This is a genomic window from Candidatus Desulforudis audaxviator MP104C, assembly GCF_000018425.1.
Classification (GTDB): domain Bacteria; phylum Bacillota; class Desulfotomaculia; order Desulfotomaculales; family Desulforudaceae; genus Desulforudis; species Desulforudis audaxviator.
Genome location: NC_010424.1, coordinates 1,468,740 through 1,485,582, shown reverse-complemented (window position 1 = coordinate 1,485,582; position 16,843 = coordinate 1,468,740). Strand labels below are relative to the sequence as shown.

The following is a 16,843-nucleotide window of genomic DNA, read 5'->3' as shown; positions in this document are numbered from 1 at the left end:
ATTGCCACAGGGGGTATGGCTATGACGGCGTGGTTGGACCGGTTTTTTCTCCAGTTGACGGATGCCATCGCCGCCCTGGGCTACTGGGGAGTGGCGGTCGGGATGGCCGTGGAAAGCGCCAATATACCCCTGCCGAGCGAAATCATCCTGCCGTTCGGCGGGTTTCTGGTCAGCCAGGGCCACCTGAGTTTCTGGGGCGTGGTGCTCGCCGGAACCCTCGGCGGGACGGCCGGTTCGTCGGTTTCCTATCTCATCGGTTCGGTGGGGGGACGCCCGCTGGTGCTCCGCTACGGCCGGTATGTTGGGATAGGGCCAGATAAGCTGGATATGGCCGACCGTTGGTTTGACCGTTACGGTGAGGCCGCCATATTCTTCACCCGTCTCCTGCCGGTGGTGCGGACGTTCATCTCGCTCCCGGCGGGCATTTCCCGGATGAACTTCAAACGCTTCGTGGCCTACACATTTGCCGGGTCATTGCTCTGGAGCATCGCCCTGACGTACGTGGGTGTGGTGCTCGGGGAAAACTGGCACCAGCTGAAACCGTGGTTCCACCGCCTGGACGTGCTGGTGATCTTTTTCCTCATCGCTGCCGGGCTGTTCTGGTGGTGGCGGTCCCGCCGGTAGGTTTTGTCAGTTTAACTTGTCGCGGACGGTCCACACTAAAACGGATATTCCAAATCACAGGGAGTGAACATTTATTGGACACCTGGAGCAGTCCTGGCTCAGGCGGGCGGGTTCCGACTGGCAGGCCGGGGATTAATTACCTTCGGAACAAGGGTATGGCTGCCCGGCGCGGGCGAATACTAGGTTCAAACAGGAAGGAGGGAGATAATGGACCATAGAAGGAATAGACTCCTGGTGTTGGTCGCCGCCCTGTTGGGGGTGATTCTGCTGGTGGGTGCTCTGGCCGGCTGCGACATCGCGCGACGCCCGGGGCCGCCGGAACAAGCTCCTCCGGAAGCCCGGCAGGCGTTGCCCAATGACCCGCGTGAGGCGGGCCGACTGGCCGACAGGCTGGCCAAAACCGCCGCCGATACACCCGGTGTGAACAGGGCCACCGTGGTACTGGCCGGCACCACGGCCTACGTCGGCCTGAACCTCGAGGAAGGGATGGAGGGTAAACGCACCAATGAGGTCAAGCGGAAAGCGGCAAAAAGGGTTCGGCAGGCCGAACCGCGCATCGAACGGGTGATGGTGACCACCGATATGGATACGTTTGCCCGCCTGGAAAGGATCGCGGCCGGGGTCCGCAGGGGGGAACCGGTCAGCGCTTTTCAGAGGGAGTTCGCGGAAATCAACCGACGCTCCACCCCGATAACCCGGTAACAACGGCGAAGCCGCAGTAAAAGTACTGCGGCTTCGAGTTTTCCGGGCCGCGGCGTGCGGCTATTCGGCCACGCCGCGGCCGTGTTTCAGTAATTCCGAAACGGTGACCAGCGTGTAGCCCTTTTCCTTCAAACCCTTGATAATGCCCGGGAGCGAGTCGGGAGTCTGTTCGGCGCTGTCGCTGGCGTGCATCAGAATGACCGCCCCCGGTTCAACCCGGTCCAGCACCCGTTTGGTGCTCGCCTGCGCTCCGATGTCCTTCCAGTCCAGCGAATCAACACTCCACTGGATTGCCCGGTAGCCGGCTTCGGAGACGGCCTTGACCACCCGCTCGTTCCAGTCGCCGTTCGGGGTCCGGATGAGGGCGGGCGTGCGCCCGGTCGTTTCCTCGAGCGCCTTGTGGGCCTTGGCGATCTCCTCCTTAATCACCTCATCCGAAAAAGTGCTGTAATTTACGTGCCGCCAGCCATGGCTGCCGACCTCGTGCCCGTCGTCCGCAATCCGCCTGGCGATTTCGGGGTGTTTAACGGCCCAGGGGCCGGACAGGAAAAAAGTACACTTGACGTCCTCCTGTTTCAAGATGTCCAGCACCTGCTGCGGCACCTTCTCGCCCCAACTGATATCGAAGGTGAGCGCCACTACCGGGTCCCCGGTTTTGACCTTGTAAACGATACCGGAGTGCTCGGTGAGCGTGGGCACGACAGCCATAGGTTGGCGCACCATGACCGAGGTGAAAGCTGCGGCCGCAAGCACCAGCACGGCGGCCACAATCAGGTTCCGCTTCAAGTTGCGGGAACTGACGACGTAAATACGCACGGGGAACCACCGCCTTTTCGAACATTATTGTAAGTTATATTTCCCACCTCAGACAGATATGTCCACACTGCGCGCGCAAGAAAATGTTATCGCGGCGAGAGAATAGTGCAAGGGGGTGATAACAAATGAAATTATTGGCAAGGACGAGTCTGACCTTGCTAATCGTAGTATTTGCCTTACTAGGGCCGCAGTCAGCTTCTGCAGAACCATCAGCAGATTCAACCATGAAGCCGCCAAGAGTCACCGCCGACGCCGCCGTCCTGGTCGACGTTGAGACCGGGCACGTGCTTTTCGCAAAAAACGAAAGACAGCGGAAGGACCCCGCGAGCCTGACCAAGGTGATGACCGCTATTGTCGCGCTGGAAGCGGGTCGGCCCGGGGACGTGGTTACCGTGAGCGAAAGGGCGGCCCGGTTCGGGCGGGGGAGCGTCATCGACCTCCGGGCCGGGGAGAAAATCACCCTGGAGAACTTGTTGAAGGCGGCCCTGATAATGTCGGCCAACGACAGCACCATCGCCATTGCCGAGCATGTCGCCGGGGACTACGACCTTTTTGTCCGGTGGATGAACCTGAAAGCGCGGCAGTTGGGAGCCCACGACACCCGGTTTATGAATACCCACGGCTTCACCCACCCGAACCACTATTCCACGGCCGCAGACCTGGCTGAGATCACCCGGTACGCCTTGCGCATTCCGCAGTTTGCCGCCCTGGTCCGGACCAGGGAAATCACCGTCTACTGGCGCGACTCAGACCGGAAGCGGACCATCCGGAACACCAACCGGCTGCTCCGCTCGGATTTTGAGGGGATCGACGGGGTGAAAACTGGCACGACATCGGCCGCCGGCCACTGCCTGATCGCCTCGGCCACCAGGGACGGCCGCCGGGTTCTGGCCGTGGTGCTGCACAGCGACGGCCGGTACCTGGACGCCCGCCGGCTGCTGACCTACGGTTTTGCGCTCGAACCGGTCGAGGTGGCCACCCGGGGAGACCAGATCACCCGGTTGTTGGTCCGCGAGGGTGTCCGGCCCGACGTGATCGTGGTGCCGGCTGAGACCGTGAGGCTTTACATTCCCGAGGCACAACTCCCCGCGCTGGAGAAAGAAGTCCGGTTGAAAAAGACACTCGAGGCCCCGATCGCCCCCGGTGAAAAGCTGGGCGAAATGGCCTTCCGGATCAACGGGCGCCTGCTGGGACAGGTCGACCTCACGGCCGGTTACAGGGTGGCCCGCAAGCCCTGGTACACGCGCCTCCGGTGATCCGCCCGGGTAAACCGCAACCCGGGTGAACCTGCCCCGGGTGAAGCCCGGCTTGACAAAAGGGTCGAACTCAGGCATAATGGGGTGTACAACGGGCGGGTAGTTCAGTGGGAGAACGTCTGCTTGACGCGCAGAAGGTCGTAGGTTCAATTCCTACCCCGCCCACCACTTCAGACAAAGAATCCCAAGGCTTTTGAGCCTGGGATTCTGTTTCTCCAAATGACCTAGCCGCCTTATGCTTGCCACATTGCTTTCCTGTTCCTCATCCGGAACGGGATCAGGTCATACGGTCACAGACTTGGTTGAGCATTCGCCGGGGGCAAATCCACGATTTTGCTGATCATTGCAAAGGCGTCTTCCAAGAGAAAAAAGGGTGCAGAAAAACGAAGACCGTTTCGGCGTACGCAAGGCTTGTAGCCGTTTTTGCGAACCCGAAGCCCCGCTCTTTCAAGCCCCGGATGATGAGGGGGATGGCCTGTGGCCTGGCGGTCAAGGCGCCCGTCGTGCAGCAGGATTATATAGCCATTTCGGGGTTCTCTACGGCGCTGTCGCCGGGCCGCGCTTGATGATACCCATGGTTTGCGGCAACCCACTGCCTCCCCGAGGGGAAAAACTCGACGTTTGGAAGAACGCAGTGGACTGGTGGGCGAATGCAGCGTGTGGTCCTCAGGAGGCCGGTCGTATACGGCAGGCGCCCGGGCCTGGCCCACGCTGGTGCTGATCGATCCCCTGGGGTATGTCGTGTTTGCCACGGCGGGAGAGCAGAAGAGTGAACTATTGGAGGCCGTGAATCACCGTGGGCGCGCCGGTTCCAGGTTCACGTTCCAGCCCTTGATGGCGGCGTTCCGCATCGCGGCGGCGACCTGGTGGGCCACCTCCTCGGGCACCTCCAGGAAGGTGAAGTTGTCGTAGATGTCGATTGCCCCGATCACGCCGCCCGGGATACGTGCCTGTTCGGCGACACCGCGCACAATATCGGCCGGGGTGACACCCTGGTTCCGACCGATATTCATGAAAAACCGCACCATGCCTTCCTCGGCCCCGGTGCCCCCGAACTTTTCGGCGCGCGGCGGGCGCACGTCCGGGCCCGCGGTCCCCTGGTCCCTGGCCAGCAGCTTCAGAGCGGCGGCGGCCACCTCCATCGGGTCGTATTCCCCGCTGAGTTCCTGAACCAGAGTCCGATAGGGGGTCAGGTTGCCGGTGCCCAGCGCTTCCAGCAAGCGTTGCCGCCAGATCTCCATCCGGCGGTCCACCACATCGGCGAGTGAGGGGATCGGGTGCCGTTCGATCCGCACCTTAACCAGGCGCTGGATTGTGCGGAGCAGGGGAAGTTCTTTGGGGTAAACCAGGGTGATGGCCGTACCGGTCCGACCGGCGCGTCCGGTCCGGCCGATGCGGTGCACGTACGATTCCGGGTCCTGCGGGCAGTCGTAGTTGATCACGTGCGAGATGTTCTGCACGTCAATTCCGCGGGCGGCCACGTCGGTGGCCACCAGAAGGTCGATCTCCCCCTCGCGGAAGGCGCCCATCACCCGGTTGCGCTGGTTTTGCTCGAGGTCCCCATGGATATGGTCGGCCGAGTAGCCACGGGAACGTAGGGCCTCGGCGAGTTCATCCACCCGGCGCTTAGTCCGGCAGAAGATGATGGCCCTTTCCACGGCCTCGGCGTCCAAAATCCGGCACAACGCTTCCAGATGGTCGATGTTCCTGAGTTCGTAGTAAACCTGCCAGATGTCCGGCGCGGCCACGTACTCGGGGTTGATACTCACGTGGACGGGCGTGCGCATGTACTTTTCGGCCAGCCGGGCGATGGGCCCCGGAATGGTGGCCGAGAATAGGAGCGTTTGGCGGCTGGGCGGAGTGGCGTTGAGGATGCTCTCAATGTCGTCGATGAACCCCATGTCCAGCATTTCGTCGGCCTCGTCCAGCACCACCGCCTGCAGCTGTTCCAGCCGGAGCGTCTTCCGGTTCAGGTGGTCCAGCACCCGGCCCGGGGTGCCCACCACCACGTCCACGCCGCGCTGCAGGGTTTTGATCTGCCGGCCGATGCTCTGGCCCCCGTAGACGGGCAGTACCCGGGTGTTCGTGTACCGGCCGACACGCGCGAACTCCTCCGCCACCTGGATGGCCAGTTCGCGGGTCGGTGTCATTACCAGGACCTGCGGCCAGCCCCGCCTGGCCTGCAGGCGCATCAACAGGGGAATAGCGAAGGCCGCCGTTTTCCCCGTGCCGGTCTGGGCCTGACCGACCAGGTCCCGGCCGTCCAAAAGCTGGGGAATAGTCTGGAGTTGGATCGGCGAGGGTTCCTCGAAACCCATGTCGTCTACGGCCCTCAAGATTTCAGGGCTTACGCCCAGGTCGGCAAAGCTTGCCGAAGCACTTTTCTTACCCACATTTATAACCTCCCGGATTCAACTAGTGTATTGCATCGCCTTTCTTCCACGTCTGGAAGAGTATTCCCTGCACCCGCACGAAGCCCGATTAAAAATAAGCCAGCCGTTGGTCAACGGTGAGGATGACGGTTATAATGAGGGGAAAACGTACTGACAGGAGGGGCTCGATTGGGCAAAGCCGTCATCCAAACCGAAAAGGGCAAGATCGTAGTGGAGCTGTTCGAAAAGGAAGCCCCCAATACCGTGGCTAACTTCACCAAGCTGATCAAACAGGGTTTCTACGACGGACTCACTTTTCACCGGGTAATCCCGGGCTTTGTCATCCAGGGTGGTTGCCCCAAGGGCAACGGCACCGGTGGGCCCGGTTACACCATCAAGTGCGAGATCAACCCGAAGAAACACGTCCGGGGCGCTCTCTCCATGGCCCATGCGGGGCGGAACACGGGCGGCAGCCAGTTCTTCATTTGCCACGACGCTTTTCCGCACCTGGACGGGGTCCATACCGTGTTCGGTCAGGTGATCGAGGGGCAGGACATGGTGGACCGGATCAAGCAGGGAGACCGGATGACTAGGGTGACGGTGGAAGAAGAATAACAGGCGGCGCCGGCACAATGAACGTCGCGGCGCAACCAAAAACCAAAGCACCCACCTTTAGTTACTGAATATTCGGTAACTAAGAAACTAAAGGTCTGGCCCCTACAGCATTCCGGATGTGGGCCTTGGGCAGAAGCCGGCGGGCGCGGGCGGCGGCCTTCGGGCCGGCGGCAACGCCGCCGATGATGACCAGTCTGGGGCTTTCCTGCATTATGCGCCTCCCCTTCCAAAGGAAAGTATTATGATCATCAATCTTTTAAATGAATTGGACCAATGCTATGATAGCACAACTTTCCGCTCTGTTGCGACGTGTTTTGACAAAATAGCATACCGTTTCTAAACCGATTCCGGAGGTTATTGCCGGGGGCCGGTGCCACGCAGGAATCCCTCTAAGGGTCGTCGAATCTCTGCGCGAGGGGTCCCGGCCGGGGAAAGGGATGATCCGGTTGAAATGTGCCCACTGTAAGCAGAATCCCCGGAACGCGTGTGACAAGACCGGCTTTGACTGCACCGGAGGCAAACTGGAGTTGCCCGAGTACGCCCTCCCGGAAAACCGGCCTTTTCACGTGCTGAGCAGTGTGTTTCAGTGTCAGTTCAGCAACACGCTCACCCGACTGGAGGAACTGATCAAGTTTTGTGAGGCGATGAGTTACCGCAAATTGGGCCTGGCTTTTTGCGTGGGCCTAGCCCGCGAGGCCGGCGACCTGGCCACGGTGCTGGAAAGCAGGGGTTTTCGAGTCGAATCGGTTTGCTGCAAAGTGGTCGGTTTGAAAAAGGATGACTTCGGCCTTGAAAAAGTCGACCGGGATAAATGCGAGATCCTGTGCAACCCGGTGGCTCAGGCCAAGATTCTGAACCGGGCGAAGACCGAGCTGAATATCGAGTTGGGCTTGTGCGTGGGTCACGACATATTGTTTCACAAGTACGCCAGGGCGCCGGTCACCGTGTTCGCGGTGAAGGACCGGGTGCTGATACACAACCCGCTGGGCGTGTTCCAGGCCAGCTACCTGCGCAGACGATTCGGCCTCGAGGAATAGCCTATGACCAGATACAAACTGGCCGTCGATACCGGCGGCACGTTCACCGACTTCTGCTTGCTGAACGGCGGCGGCGAACTGTTCACTGAGGGACTACCAGATATGTGAAAGAGGAGGCCCAATGCCGCACTTCCGTCGCTTGACCGTATGGCCCAGCTTCTCGGACCGGAGACCATCACGATGCAGGTTGCGGGCTCCCCGGAACCAGGCGTTTAACAGGTACGCGGTGACGATACCGCTGAGGCAGGGCGTCCTGGGGTTGACCGTGCGGGTGCGGCCGGTGGGCACCGATTTCCTGTTCCCGTTCGAGGTGCCCCTCGTGACCTGGGCGCCGGAATTCTAAGGGGTCAGCCCCCGGGAGGATTTCCGGTGGAAGTAATCCACGGTTATCTGGAACGAATTACTTATTACAACGAAGAAAACCACTTCACGGTCGCCCGGCTCCAGGAAACCGGGAAAAGGGAACTGACCACGATCGTGGGTAACCTGGCCGGGATCACCCCCGGGGAGTCTCTGAAACTGACCGGGAAGTGGGTGCAAGACCCCAGGTTCGGACCACAGTTCCGGGTCGAGAGATTCGAGACGGTGGTTCCGGCCACAGTCAACGGCATTCGGAAGTACCTGGGTTCCGGACTGATCAGGGGCATCGGTCCGGTGATGGCCAAACGAATCGTCAAGGTTTTCGGGTTGCAGACACTGGACGTAATCGACCGCTCTCCCGGCCGGCTTACCGAGGTGGACGGCATCGGCCCGAAGCGAGTGGAACTCATCACCAGGGCCTGGGCGGACCAGAAGGAAATCCGGGGAATCATGATTTTCCTCCAGGACCACGGGATCAGTGCCGCCTACGCCGCCAAAATATACAGGCAGTACGGGAACGCGTCGGTCGAGATTGTCAGAACAAATCCCTACCGCCTTGCCGCCGACGTGCACGGGATCGGCTTTGTCACCGCCGACCGGATCGCGAGGCAGGTGGGTATCGACCCGAATTCCGTCACGCGGGCCGAGGAGGGAACCCTTTACGTTCTGAACGAGAGCACTTCCGAAGGTCACGTCTACCTCCCCTACGAAACGCTCGTGAGCCGGGCGGCGGAAATGCTCGAGGTCAGCCGGGATCTCGTGGTCGAGGCCGTGGAGCGGCTGGCTGCGGACCGGCGCGTAGTGCGGGAAGACGAGGCGGTGTATCTTACTCCCTTTTACGTCGCCGAAACCAAACTCGCCGAGCGCCTTAACGCCCTCCGGGACGCCGGAGCCGCCGTGCGGCGGGTGGATACTGCCCAGGTGATACCCTGGGTGGAAAAGAGACTCGGGCTCCGGCTGGCCGAAAAGCAAGCCGAGGCGGTGTCCCTGGCGGTTTCGAACAAGATCCTGGTGATCACCGGCGGGCCGGGTACCGGCAAAACCACCATCATCAGGGCGATCATCAGTATTTTTCAGGCCCTGGGGGCGCGGGTCCTTCTGGCTGCCCCTACCGGGCGGGCGGCGAAACGCATGCAGGAGGCCTCAGGGCACGAGGCCCGGACCATCCACCGCCTGCTGGAGTTCAGCCCCGGGAAAGGCGGTTTTCAGCGCAATCAGGACTTCCCCCTGGACGCCGACGCCGTCATTGTGGACGAGGCCTCCATGATTGATACTCTCCTGATGAACAGCTTGGTCAGGGCCGTCCCGCTGTCCGCCGCCCTTATCCTGGTCGGGGACACCAACCAACTGCCCCCGGTCGGTCCGGGAAACGTCTTGCGGGACATCATCGACTCGGGCCGGTTCGGCGTGGTGACACTGACCGAGATCTTCCGGCAGTCCCGGGAAAGCCGGATCGTGGTGAACGCCCACCGCATAAACCGGGGCGAGTTCCCCGATTTGAGCCCGCTGGGCTCCGGCCGGCCGTCTGACTTCTATTTCATCCAAGAGGAGGATCCGGAAACGGCGGTCCAGACCATCCTCAAGCTGTGCAAGGTACGCATTCCCAGACGTTTCGGATACCACCCGATCCGGGACATCCAGGTACTGACGCCCATGTACAGGGGCCTGGTCGGCGCCGCGAACCTGAACGCCGAGCTGCAAAACCTGCTGAACCCGGGAAAAGACGGGGTGGTCCGGGGCCACCGGATGTTTCGGACCGGGGACAAGGTGATGCAGGTGGTGAACAACTACCAGAAGGAAGTGTTCAACGGGGACATCGGCCGGATCACGGCCGTGCACTTGGAGCAACAACAACTGAAGGTGGACTTCGACGGCCGCGCCGTCAGCTACGAGTTTTCGGAGCTGGACGAACTGGTCCTGGCCTATGCGGTGTCCGTGCACAAGGCCCAGGGGAGTGAATACCCGGTGGTGATCATGCCGGTGATGACTCAGCACTACGTTCTCCTGCAGCGGAACCTGGTTTACACCGGGGTGACCCGCGGCCGGAACCTGGTGGTGCTGGTCGGCACCAAAAAGGCATTGGCCATCGCCATCCGCAACGACGAGCCGCGCCGGCGCTACACCAGGTTGCGGGAGAGGCTTGCATATTATGACCTGGGTAACGGGTAAAACCCGTTGCGCCACTGCGTTGGTGCGAGCTGGGAATCCGAACCGCAGATTCCGTCCCCAGGCGGAAGTGGCGCTCCCACCCGATGGCCGGGGGCATAATTTTTTCCGGGAAGGAGACTTGAAGCAGGAATTCGGAGCAATTTGCAGAATCACATAATGTTCACCCGGCAATCAGCGCCGATCCCCATTCCGGCGGGCACGATGTACGGACCGCCGCCAAGTTTACTCGAAAAATCTTTTTTGTGCAGGAAAGGTTTTACATAAGATGAATATCTCTTTAGTGGTTCGACAGGCGATTAACCGGGTAGGAACACGGCGGTGTTTTTACCGCAGTGCTGAGCTTGAAGCGGGGGGGGTGGTTCCGGGAGAGCAATTGTTCGGGTGCAAACCAGGCAAAAACCACTAAGATCAATTCTCTTATTTTTTTTAGGAGGGGATATTGGTGAGAGTGTCCAAATGGGTAGCTCTTTTGACGGTGATCCTCTTTTCACTGTCCATTATCGCCGGGTGCGGTGGTGGCGGAACTCCGGCTCCGACCGCGCCGGTTGAGGAAATCAAGATCGGCCTGATCGCCCCGCTGACGGGCGACGTCAAGACTTTTGGTGAGTCCGTGAAAAACGCTTTCGAGCTGGCTATTGAGGAGTCGGGTCACAAAGTCGGTGACTTTAATATCAAGTATGTTATCGCCGACGACCGGAACGTGGCCACCGAGGCCGTGAACGTAGCCGACAAGCTCATCACCCAGGACAAGGTATCGGCGATTGTGGGCTCGGTCACTTCGTCCTGCACCATCCCGATTTCGGAAGTAGCCCAGGCTGCGGGCGTGGTCGTGATCAGCCCGACTGCGACCAACCCGAAGGTCACCGTTGATGGTGGGAAGCGCAAGGACTACATCTTCCGGGCCTGTTTCATCGACCCGTTCCAGGGCACCGTGGCGGCCCGCTTCGCGCTGGATGAACTCGGCGCCAAGACGGCGGCGGTTCTGTTCGACCAGGGGAACGACTATACCATCGGTCTGAAGGACTACTTCAAGGAAGCTTTCGTCGCCGGCGGCGGCCAAGTGGTAGCTGAAGAGGCCTACGCCAAGACCGACACCGACTTCTCGGCCGTGCTCACCCGTATCGCGCAGCTGAAACCCGACGTTTTGTTCCTGCCCGACTACTACCAGAAGGTCAGCCTGATCGGCAAACAGGCCCGGGACAAGGGCATCACCGCCACTTTCCTCGGCGGTGACGGCTGGGACAGCCCCGAAATCGACTGGACGGCCATGGACGGCGGCTACTTTACCAACCACTACTCGCCTGAAGACCCGCGCCCTGAGGTTAAGGAGTGGGTAGATAAGTACACTGCCAAGTACGGCCAGACCCCGGACGCCTTGGCCACCCTGGCGTACGACGCCACCAAGCTCCTGCTGGCGGCCATTGAGAAGGCCGGCTCGAAGGACCCGGCGGCGATCCGTGACGCGATGGCCTCCATCGAGGGCTTCCAGGCCGTGAGCGGCAGCATCAGCTTCGATGAGAACGGCAACCCCATCAAGTCCGCTGTGATCTTGCAGATCAAAGACGGCGCCCAGAAGTTCGTAACCATTGTCAATCCTTAGAGTTGCGCAGGGTACGGGGGAAAGAGCCGGAGCCTCTTTCCCCCGCTGCCCGTTTTCAGTTGGGGGGTAAAGTGGGTTGGAGTATTTTCTGGAACAGGTGATCAACGGGCTTCAGCTCGGCTTGGTTTACGCGCTGATCGCCCTGGGCTACACAATGGTTTACGGAATAGTGAGACTGATCAACTTCGCCCACGGCGAGGTTTTTATGGTAGGGGCCTTTGTCGGTTATTTCGGGTTCACCAACTGGAACATGCCCTGGCCGCTGGCCATCTTGGTGGCAATGATAATCTGCGCCTGCCTGGGTATGACCATCGAGCGGCTCGCCTACCGCCCTCTGCGTTACGCGCCCCGGATTATGGCTCTCATTGCCGCCATCGGTGTGTCGTTTTTCATTGCGCACTTTTGCAGTTTGAAGTTCATGTTCGGTCCGAACTACCGGGTGGTCCAGCGTCCGTTTGAAGAGGTTTACTGGAGCATCGGCGGGGTCACGATCTCCAACATTCAGCTCTTGATTTTCGTCACCGTCGTGATAATGCTGCTCGGCCTTCAATACCTCGTGTACCGGACCAGGCTCGGCGCCGCCATGCGTACGTTGTCCTACGATCACGATACCGCCCGGTTGATGGGAGTGAACGTGGATCGTACCATCTCTTTAACCTTCGGGATCGGCGCGGCGCTGGCGGCTGTGGGCGGCGTGCTTTACGCCATCGCCTACCCGCAGATTTTCACGTTCATGGGAATCATGCCCGGTCTTAAGGCCTTCACCGCCGCGGTCTTGGGAGGTATCGGCCTCATTCCCGGGGCGATGCTGGGGGCTCTGATTATGGGCCAGGCGGAGGTAATGACCGCGGCATTCATCTCCTCCCAGTTGCGCGACATGATCGCCTTTTCGATCCTGATTTTGGTGCTACTGATTAAACCCACCGGCATTCTGGGCAAGACCCAGCCGGAAAAGGTTTAAGTGAGGAAGGATTTCGCTAATGGGAGTGAACAGCAACCTAAAGAGACTTGCCCTTTACGCAGTGGGGACCGTGGCGGTCTATGCGGTGATCAAGTTGCTGGTGGTGAGCGGATTCATCAATCCCTACTGGCAACGGGTTCTCGACCAGGCCATGATCATCACCATCGGTGCCCTGGGCCTGAGCGTGATCTTCGGGATATCCGGTCAGTTCTCCATCGGGCATGCCGCGTTTTACGGAATCGGCGCTTACACGGCCGGTTTGGTGACCAAGTCACTTGGCGGGGATGTCGCGGCGTTCTTGGCTGCCCTGGTGGCTGGAGCGTTTATGGCCGCGCTGGTGGCGTTCCTGATCGGTCTGCCCGTGCTGCGTTTGACCTCGGACTACCTGGGGATTGCCACGCTCGGTTTCGGAATCATCTGTAAGGTTGGTTTTGACAATGCAAACAAAGTCATCCCGGCCATGGGCGGGGCAACCGGTATGACCGGCATTCCCCAGGTGGCTAATTTCGACTGGATCTTCCTATTTTTCATCCTGAGCATCATTCTAGCCCGCAACTTCGTGCAGTCCGCTCAAGGCCGGTCGTGCATGGCTTTGAGGGAGGACGAGGTCGCCGCCAACGTGATCGGAATAAACATTTTTAAATTTAAAATGATGGCGTTCGTGTTCGGATGCGGCCTGGCCGGGTTGGCCGGCGCGCTGTACGCCCACCGGTATCCGTTCCTTCATCCTTCGAACTTCGACTTTCTGCCGTCGGTGGACTTCCTGATCATCGTTGTGCTTGGCGGGATGGGCAGCTTGACCGGTACCATCGTTACCGCCGTCGGCTGGGTGTTTTTGCTCGAAGCACTGCGTGCGGTACTGGGGATGGCGTTCATGGATTGGCGGGGCGTGATCTACGCCCTAATCCTGGTGGTCACGATTCTGGTGCGGCGTCAGGGCATCTTCGGGAACAAAGAGTACGGTTTCCTGGCTCCGCTAGTGTTCAAGGCCAAGGAGGGTCCAAATGCCACTGTTAAAGGTTGATCAACTGGAGATTAGTTTCGGTGGCCTGAAAGCGGTGAGCAACTTCAACCTGGAAATGGAAACGGGCGAGATCGTGGGGCTCATCGGGCCGAACGGCGCGGGCAAGACCACGGTGTTCAATCTGATCACCGGTTATTTCCCGCCCACGACCGGTTCTATCACTTTTGAAGGAACAGTGATCACCGGGAAAAAGCCTTACCAGATCTGTCAATTGGGTATCGCCCGGACCTTTCAGAACATCCGCCTGTTTTCACAGAATACCGTCTTGGACAATGTCCGGGCCGCCTTTCAGCCCCACAGCCGCTACTGGCTTATCGACGCCTTCCTGCGCACACCGCGTTTTTTGGCTGAGGAAGCCCGTATCCTGTCGGAGTCACAAGAAATCCTGGACACGCTCGGTCTCTTGCACCGGGCAGGCGACCGGGCCGGGTCGCTGCCGTACGGCGCCCAGCGCCGCCTGGAAATCGCCAGGGCCCTGGCCTGCAAACCAAAGCTTCTCCTGCTGGACGAGCCCGCGGCGGGGATGAACCCGTCGGAGGTGCGGGAACTGGTCAAACTGGTAAGGTTCATTAAGGAACGGTTCGATCTGACCGTGCTGGTCATCGAGCACCAGATGGGCCTGGTGATGAACCTGTGTGAGCGGCTGGTGGTCATGGACTTCGGCGTAACCATCGCCGAAGGCTTACCCCACGAGGTGCGCGAGAATCCCAAAGTGTTGAGCGCCTATCTCGGCAGGGGGGCGGTGGCCTGATGTTGACGGTAAGGAATTTAAACGTTTATTACGGTACCATTTACGCTATTCAAAACATCTCCTTCGAAGTAAAGGAAGGGGAGATCGTTACCCTGATCGGGGCCAACGGCGCCGGCAAGAGCACGACGCTGCGTACCATCTCGGGTCTGATCAAGCCGAAAAGCGGCGACATTGAGTTTCAAGACCAGAAAATCACCGACCTGAAGCCGCATGTGATCGTCAGCAAGGGCCTGATCCACGTCCCTGAGGGCCGGAAAATTATCGGCAATTTCACAGTGCGTGAGAATCTCATGATGGGGGCGTACGCGCGCAAGGACCGTTCCGGTATCGCGGACACGCTGGAAGAGGTGTACACCCGCTTCCCCCGGCTGAAGGAGCGGGAGAAGCAATTGGGCGGGACGCTTTCCGGCGGCGAACAGCAGATGCTGGCCATCGGCCGCGGTTTAATGGCGAACCCCCGACTCTTACTGTTGGATGAACCGTCGATGGGACTGTCGCCGATTTTGACGGAAGAAATCTTTTCGATTATCCGGACCATCAACCAGAAGGGCACGACGATCCTTCTGGTGGAGCAGAACGCCTACATGGCGTTTCAGATTGCCCACCGGGCCTATGTGCTTGAAACCGGCCGGGTGATAATGTCCGGGGACTGCCAGATCCTTCAGAACGACCCGAAGATCCGGTCCGCCTACCTGGGTGAAATCGCCTGACTTCGAAGGTTCCTAAGGCAAGACAGATCACCAAAGGGCTTCCGGACCGGAAGACCTTGTTATTTGGTCCCAAGTTCCAGCAGTTCAGTGAAACAGCTGATGGTGTAGTCCGGGGTGAGTAGGGGATCGTCCGGCAGTTCGGTTCCCAGCCACCCGCCGGGTTTGAAGACGGTAGTGGCGCCGATGATATTCCCGAAACGAATGTCGCGCTTGGGGGAGTCACCGACCACCACGCAGTGATCCGGACTCCGGCCCTTGGTTTGCGCGAAATAAGCCTCCCCGGCCAGCCTAGCTCGCCGGAAGGAATCCTGGCTCTTGCGTTCCAGGGCGGTGTGGTGAAAAAACGGATCGAGATTATGTGCCGAAAGAGTTTCTGCAATTCGTTCGTGCCGGCCCTCGGAATGCAGTACCAGAGTGTTTCCCCCGCTCCGGAGCGCGGCCAGGGTTTCGGCGACTCCAAAAAAGAGCGGGGGACAGTGGGCCTGGAGGTGGGTGTAGAAAACTCTCCCCGCAAGCCGTGCCCGATCCCATTCCGGAGCCGGCGGTACCGCGGCCGTCGCCAGACGGACCGCTTCGTTCTCCGGCCGGCCGCGGTCGACCAGGAACAGGGCGCAGGCCAGCCGCGAATAATCGTACTCAAAGTCGTCCAAAGCTACAGCGAGGCGAAAATCGAGCGCCCGCAAAAACTCCAGGGCCGCCCCGGTCTCCAGGCTGCACCCGTTTTCCCGCATGTTTTCAATCATTCTGATCTGGGCGCCCAGAAACACCTCGTTCGTATCCCAAAGGGTATTGTCGGCATCAATAATATAAACGCCGTGCAGCAAAAAAACGTCCTCCGCTTTCGGTTCGGTTGACACCATCTATTCGCGCCCGGCACCGGTTTTCCTTGTTCCTGTTTTTAACCCCTTTTCCTTCCGGGCATATTGTATAGTGTTGCGGCCTACACTTTCTACTGAAGTACCGTAAAAAGGGGGTAGTCCGTTGGACGTCTACGTCTCCACTCAAGCGCACCATGCCACCCTTATGCATAGTCTTCTGAAGCGGGAGCTGCGCATTCTGCGAGGCAAGGGGATGCGGGTGGCTTTCAGGGAACGGCCCCCCGGTGTTTTCCGCTGCCGGATGAATGAACCCCGTCTTTTCGGTCGTCGGGACCGCAGGGGGTTCCGGCAGGCGATCGCCAACGCCGTGGCGGTCTTCGTGATTCAGGAGTGGGACTATTACGTGGGTCGCCGGCTTCCGGCCGGTACCGGCTGGACGAGTAACGGGGACTGGGAGATGATCCGCGCGCGCCTGAAAGTAGACCAGTTCCTTTTCGACGGCTATCGGCAGGAGTGTGTGGACCGCCTCGTGTCCTACTTGGAAGAAAACATCCGGTTGGACGTCGACGGCTTCGTGAACTTCCGAATGCAGGATTTCATTGACCACGTTGGGAAAGCTGCGGACCGAATTCTGGATGATCTCTTGCTGGAACAGGAAAACCGCGAGTTCATCAGCGTACTCCGGCAGTTCGTGGAACGACAGGAACAACCCCTGGACATGGTTCACGTGGTGATGATGTCGGGAAACCGTTTTCAGATTTACGACCGGTCCATGCAGGTGGTGACGAAAAGTGTCGATGCGGCACCGGGCGCGGTAGACGACGAGGTCCGGCAGGAAGACCTTCTGATCTCGGCCCTGGTGACCCTGGCACCTTGCCAGGTCACCTTGCACGGCAAGTGCATGCCGGCCACCTACAATACGCTGACCGAGGTATTCCCCGGGGCCCTGCGCCGTTGTGCCGGGTGCAGATACTGCCCGGCCCGCAACCAGGCTTGACGCTCGTCCTTGCGTATATGACCGAGATTTG

Annotated in this window: 16 protein-coding genes and 1 tRNA gene; 13 read left to right on the top strand and 4 right to left on the bottom strand. The window is 59.9% G+C overall.

Annotated features, from left to right (window positions below; all coding sequences use genetic code 11):
• Positions 1–21: 21 nt before the first annotated feature.
• Positions 22–624, top strand: coding sequence for a DedA family protein (locus tag DAUD_RS07095; RefSeq protein WP_012302495.1), 603 nt, complete (start codon positions 22–24; stop codon positions 622–624).
• A 207-nt stretch (positions 625–831) separates the two neighbouring features.
• Positions 832–1,326 (top strand): YhcN/YlaJ family sporulation lipoprotein, encoded by a 495-nt coding sequence (locus DAUD_RS07090; RefSeq protein WP_012302494.1) that lies wholly within the window; start codon positions 832–834, stop codon positions 1,324–1,326.
• A gap of 60 nt (positions 1,327–1,386) precedes the next feature.
• Here DAUD_RS07090 and pdaB read toward each other — a convergent pair whose 3' ends face one another.
• Complete coding sequence (gene pdaB, locus DAUD_RS07085; protein ID WP_012302493.1) at positions 1,387–2,142, bottom strand: polysaccharide deacetylase family sporulation protein PdaB; 756 nt, start codon at positions 2,140–2,142, stop codon at positions 1,387–1,389.
• Between the two features lie 224 nt (positions 2,143–2,366).
• Between pdaB and DAUD_RS07080 the strand changes: the two genes are divergently transcribed.
• Complete coding sequence (locus tag DAUD_RS07080; RefSeq protein ID WP_166485143.1) at positions 2,367–3,398, top strand: D-alanyl-D-alanine carboxypeptidase family protein; 1,032 nt, start codon at positions 2,367–2,369, stop codon at positions 3,396–3,398.
• Positions 3,399–3,491: 93 nt separating this feature from the next.
• A tRNA-Val gene (locus DAUD_RS07075) sits at positions 3,492–3,566 on the top strand.
• Positions 3,567–4,189: 623 nt separating this feature from the next.
• On the opposite strand, the gene DAUD_RS07070 is transcribed toward DAUD_RS07075, so the two are convergent.
• Positions 4,190–5,791, bottom strand: a complete 1,602-nt coding sequence (locus DAUD_RS07070; protein WP_012302491.1) for a DEAD/DEAH box helicase — start codon at positions 5,789–5,791, stop codon at positions 4,190–4,192.
• Positions 5,792–5,959: 168 nt separating this feature from the next.
• Here DAUD_RS07070 and DAUD_RS07065 point away from each other — a divergent pair, with 168 nt between their 5' ends.
• Positions 5,960–6,385: a peptidylprolyl isomerase gene (locus tag DAUD_RS07065; RefSeq protein ID WP_012302490.1), complete on the top strand. Its 426-nt coding sequence runs from the start codon at positions 5,960–5,962 to the stop codon at positions 6,383–6,385.
• 79 nt (positions 6,386–6,464) lie between these two features.
• Here DAUD_RS07065 and DAUD_RS12945 read toward each other — a convergent pair whose 3' ends face one another.
• Positions 6,465–6,596, bottom strand: coding sequence for a hypothetical protein (locus DAUD_RS12945; RefSeq protein WP_278183768.1), 132 nt, complete (start codon positions 6,594–6,596; stop codon positions 6,465–6,467).
• A gap of 226 nt (positions 6,597–6,822) precedes the next feature.
• Here DAUD_RS12945 and DAUD_RS07060 point away from each other — a divergent pair, with 226 nt between their 5' ends.
• From DAUD_RS07060 to DAUD_RS07030, 7 genes are all read left to right on the top strand, one after another.
• Positions 6,823–7,422: a DUF1847 domain-containing protein gene (locus DAUD_RS07060; RefSeq protein WP_012302489.1), complete on the top strand. Its 600-nt coding sequence runs from the start codon at positions 6,823–6,825 to the stop codon at positions 7,420–7,422.
• A 369-nt stretch (positions 7,423–7,791) separates the two neighbouring features.
• Entirely contained in the window at positions 7,792–9,951 is a 2,160-nt protein-coding gene (recD2, locus tag DAUD_RS07055) for an SF1B family DNA helicase RecD2 (RefSeq protein ID WP_012302487.1), read from the top strand.
• 442 nt (positions 9,952–10,393) lie between these two features.
• Positions 10,394–11,551 carry an ABC transporter substrate-binding protein gene (locus DAUD_RS07050; RefSeq protein WP_166485142.1) on the top strand — a complete coding sequence of 386 codons (1,158 nt, stop codon included), beginning with the start codon at positions 10,394–10,396 and terminating at the stop codon, positions 11,549–11,551.
• 76 nt (positions 11,552–11,627) lie between these two features.
• Positions 11,628–12,512 carry a branched-chain amino acid ABC transporter permease gene (locus tag DAUD_RS07045; RefSeq protein WP_012302485.1) on the top strand — a complete coding sequence of 295 codons (885 nt, stop codon included), beginning with the start codon at positions 11,628–11,630 and terminating at the stop codon, positions 12,510–12,512.
• 19 nt (positions 12,513–12,531) lie between these two features.
• Positions 12,532–13,536: a branched-chain amino acid ABC transporter permease gene (locus tag DAUD_RS07040; RefSeq protein WP_012302484.1), complete on the top strand. Its 1,005-nt coding sequence runs from the start codon at positions 12,532–12,534 to the stop codon at positions 13,534–13,536.
• Positions 13,517–14,287, top strand: coding sequence for an ABC transporter ATP-binding protein (locus tag DAUD_RS07035; protein WP_012302483.1), 771 nt, complete (start codon positions 13,517–13,519; stop codon positions 14,285–14,287). The genes DAUD_RS07040 and DAUD_RS07035 overlap by 20 nt, the downstream gene beginning before the upstream one ends.
• Positions 14,287–14,997 (top strand): ABC transporter ATP-binding protein, encoded by a 711-nt coding sequence (locus DAUD_RS07030; RefSeq protein WP_012302482.1) that lies wholly within the window; start codon positions 14,287–14,289, stop codon positions 14,995–14,997. Before DAUD_RS07035 ends, DAUD_RS07030 begins: the two co-directional genes overlap by 1 nt.
• A 59-nt stretch (positions 14,998–15,056) precedes the next feature.
• Here DAUD_RS07030 and DAUD_RS07025 read toward each other — a convergent pair whose 3' ends face one another.
• Entirely contained in the window at positions 15,057–15,821 is a 765-nt protein-coding gene (locus DAUD_RS07025) for an HAD family hydrolase (RefSeq protein WP_166485141.1), read from the bottom strand.
• A gap of 157 nt (positions 15,822–15,978) precedes the next feature.
• Between DAUD_RS07025 and ytxC the strand changes: the two genes are divergently transcribed.
• The gene (ytxC, locus tag DAUD_RS07020; protein WP_012302480.1) at positions 15,979–16,812 is read left to right on the top strand and encodes a putative sporulation protein YtxC; all 834 of its coding nucleotides are present in this window, start codon (positions 15,979–15,981) and stop codon (positions 16,810–16,812) included.
• Positions 16,813–16,843 lie beyond the last annotated feature (31 nt).

Coding starts and splice junctions, on each gene's coding strand:
- DAUD_RS07095 (WP_012302495.1), top strand. CDS start 22: ATGACGGCGTGGTTGGACCGGTTTTTTCTCCAGTTGACGGATGCCATC.
- DAUD_RS07090 (WP_012302494.1), top strand. CDS start 832: ATGGACCATAGAAGGAATAGACTCCTGGTGTTGGTCGCCGCCCTGTTG.
- DAUD_RS07080 (WP_166485143.1), top strand. CDS start 2,367: ATGAAGCCGCCAAGAGTCACCGCCGACGCCGCCGTCCTGGTCGACGTT.
- DAUD_RS12945 (WP_278183768.1), bottom strand. CDS start 6,596: ATGCAGGAAAGCCCCAGACTGGTCATCATCGGCGGCGTTGCCGCCGGC.
- DAUD_RS07060 (WP_012302489.1), top strand. CDS start 6,823: ATGATCCGGTTGAAATGTGCCCACTGTAAGCAGAATCCCCGGAACGCG.
- DAUD_RS07040 (WP_012302484.1), top strand. CDS start 12,532: ATGGGAGTGAACAGCAACCTAAAGAGACTTGCCCTTTACGCAGTGGGG.
- DAUD_RS07035 (WP_012302483.1), top strand. CDS start 13,517: ATGCCACTGTTAAAGGTTGATCAACTGGAGATTAGTTTCGGTGGCCTG.
- DAUD_RS07030 (WP_012302482.1), top strand. CDS start 14,287: ATGTTGACGGTAAGGAATTTAAACGTTTATTACGGTACCATTTACGCT.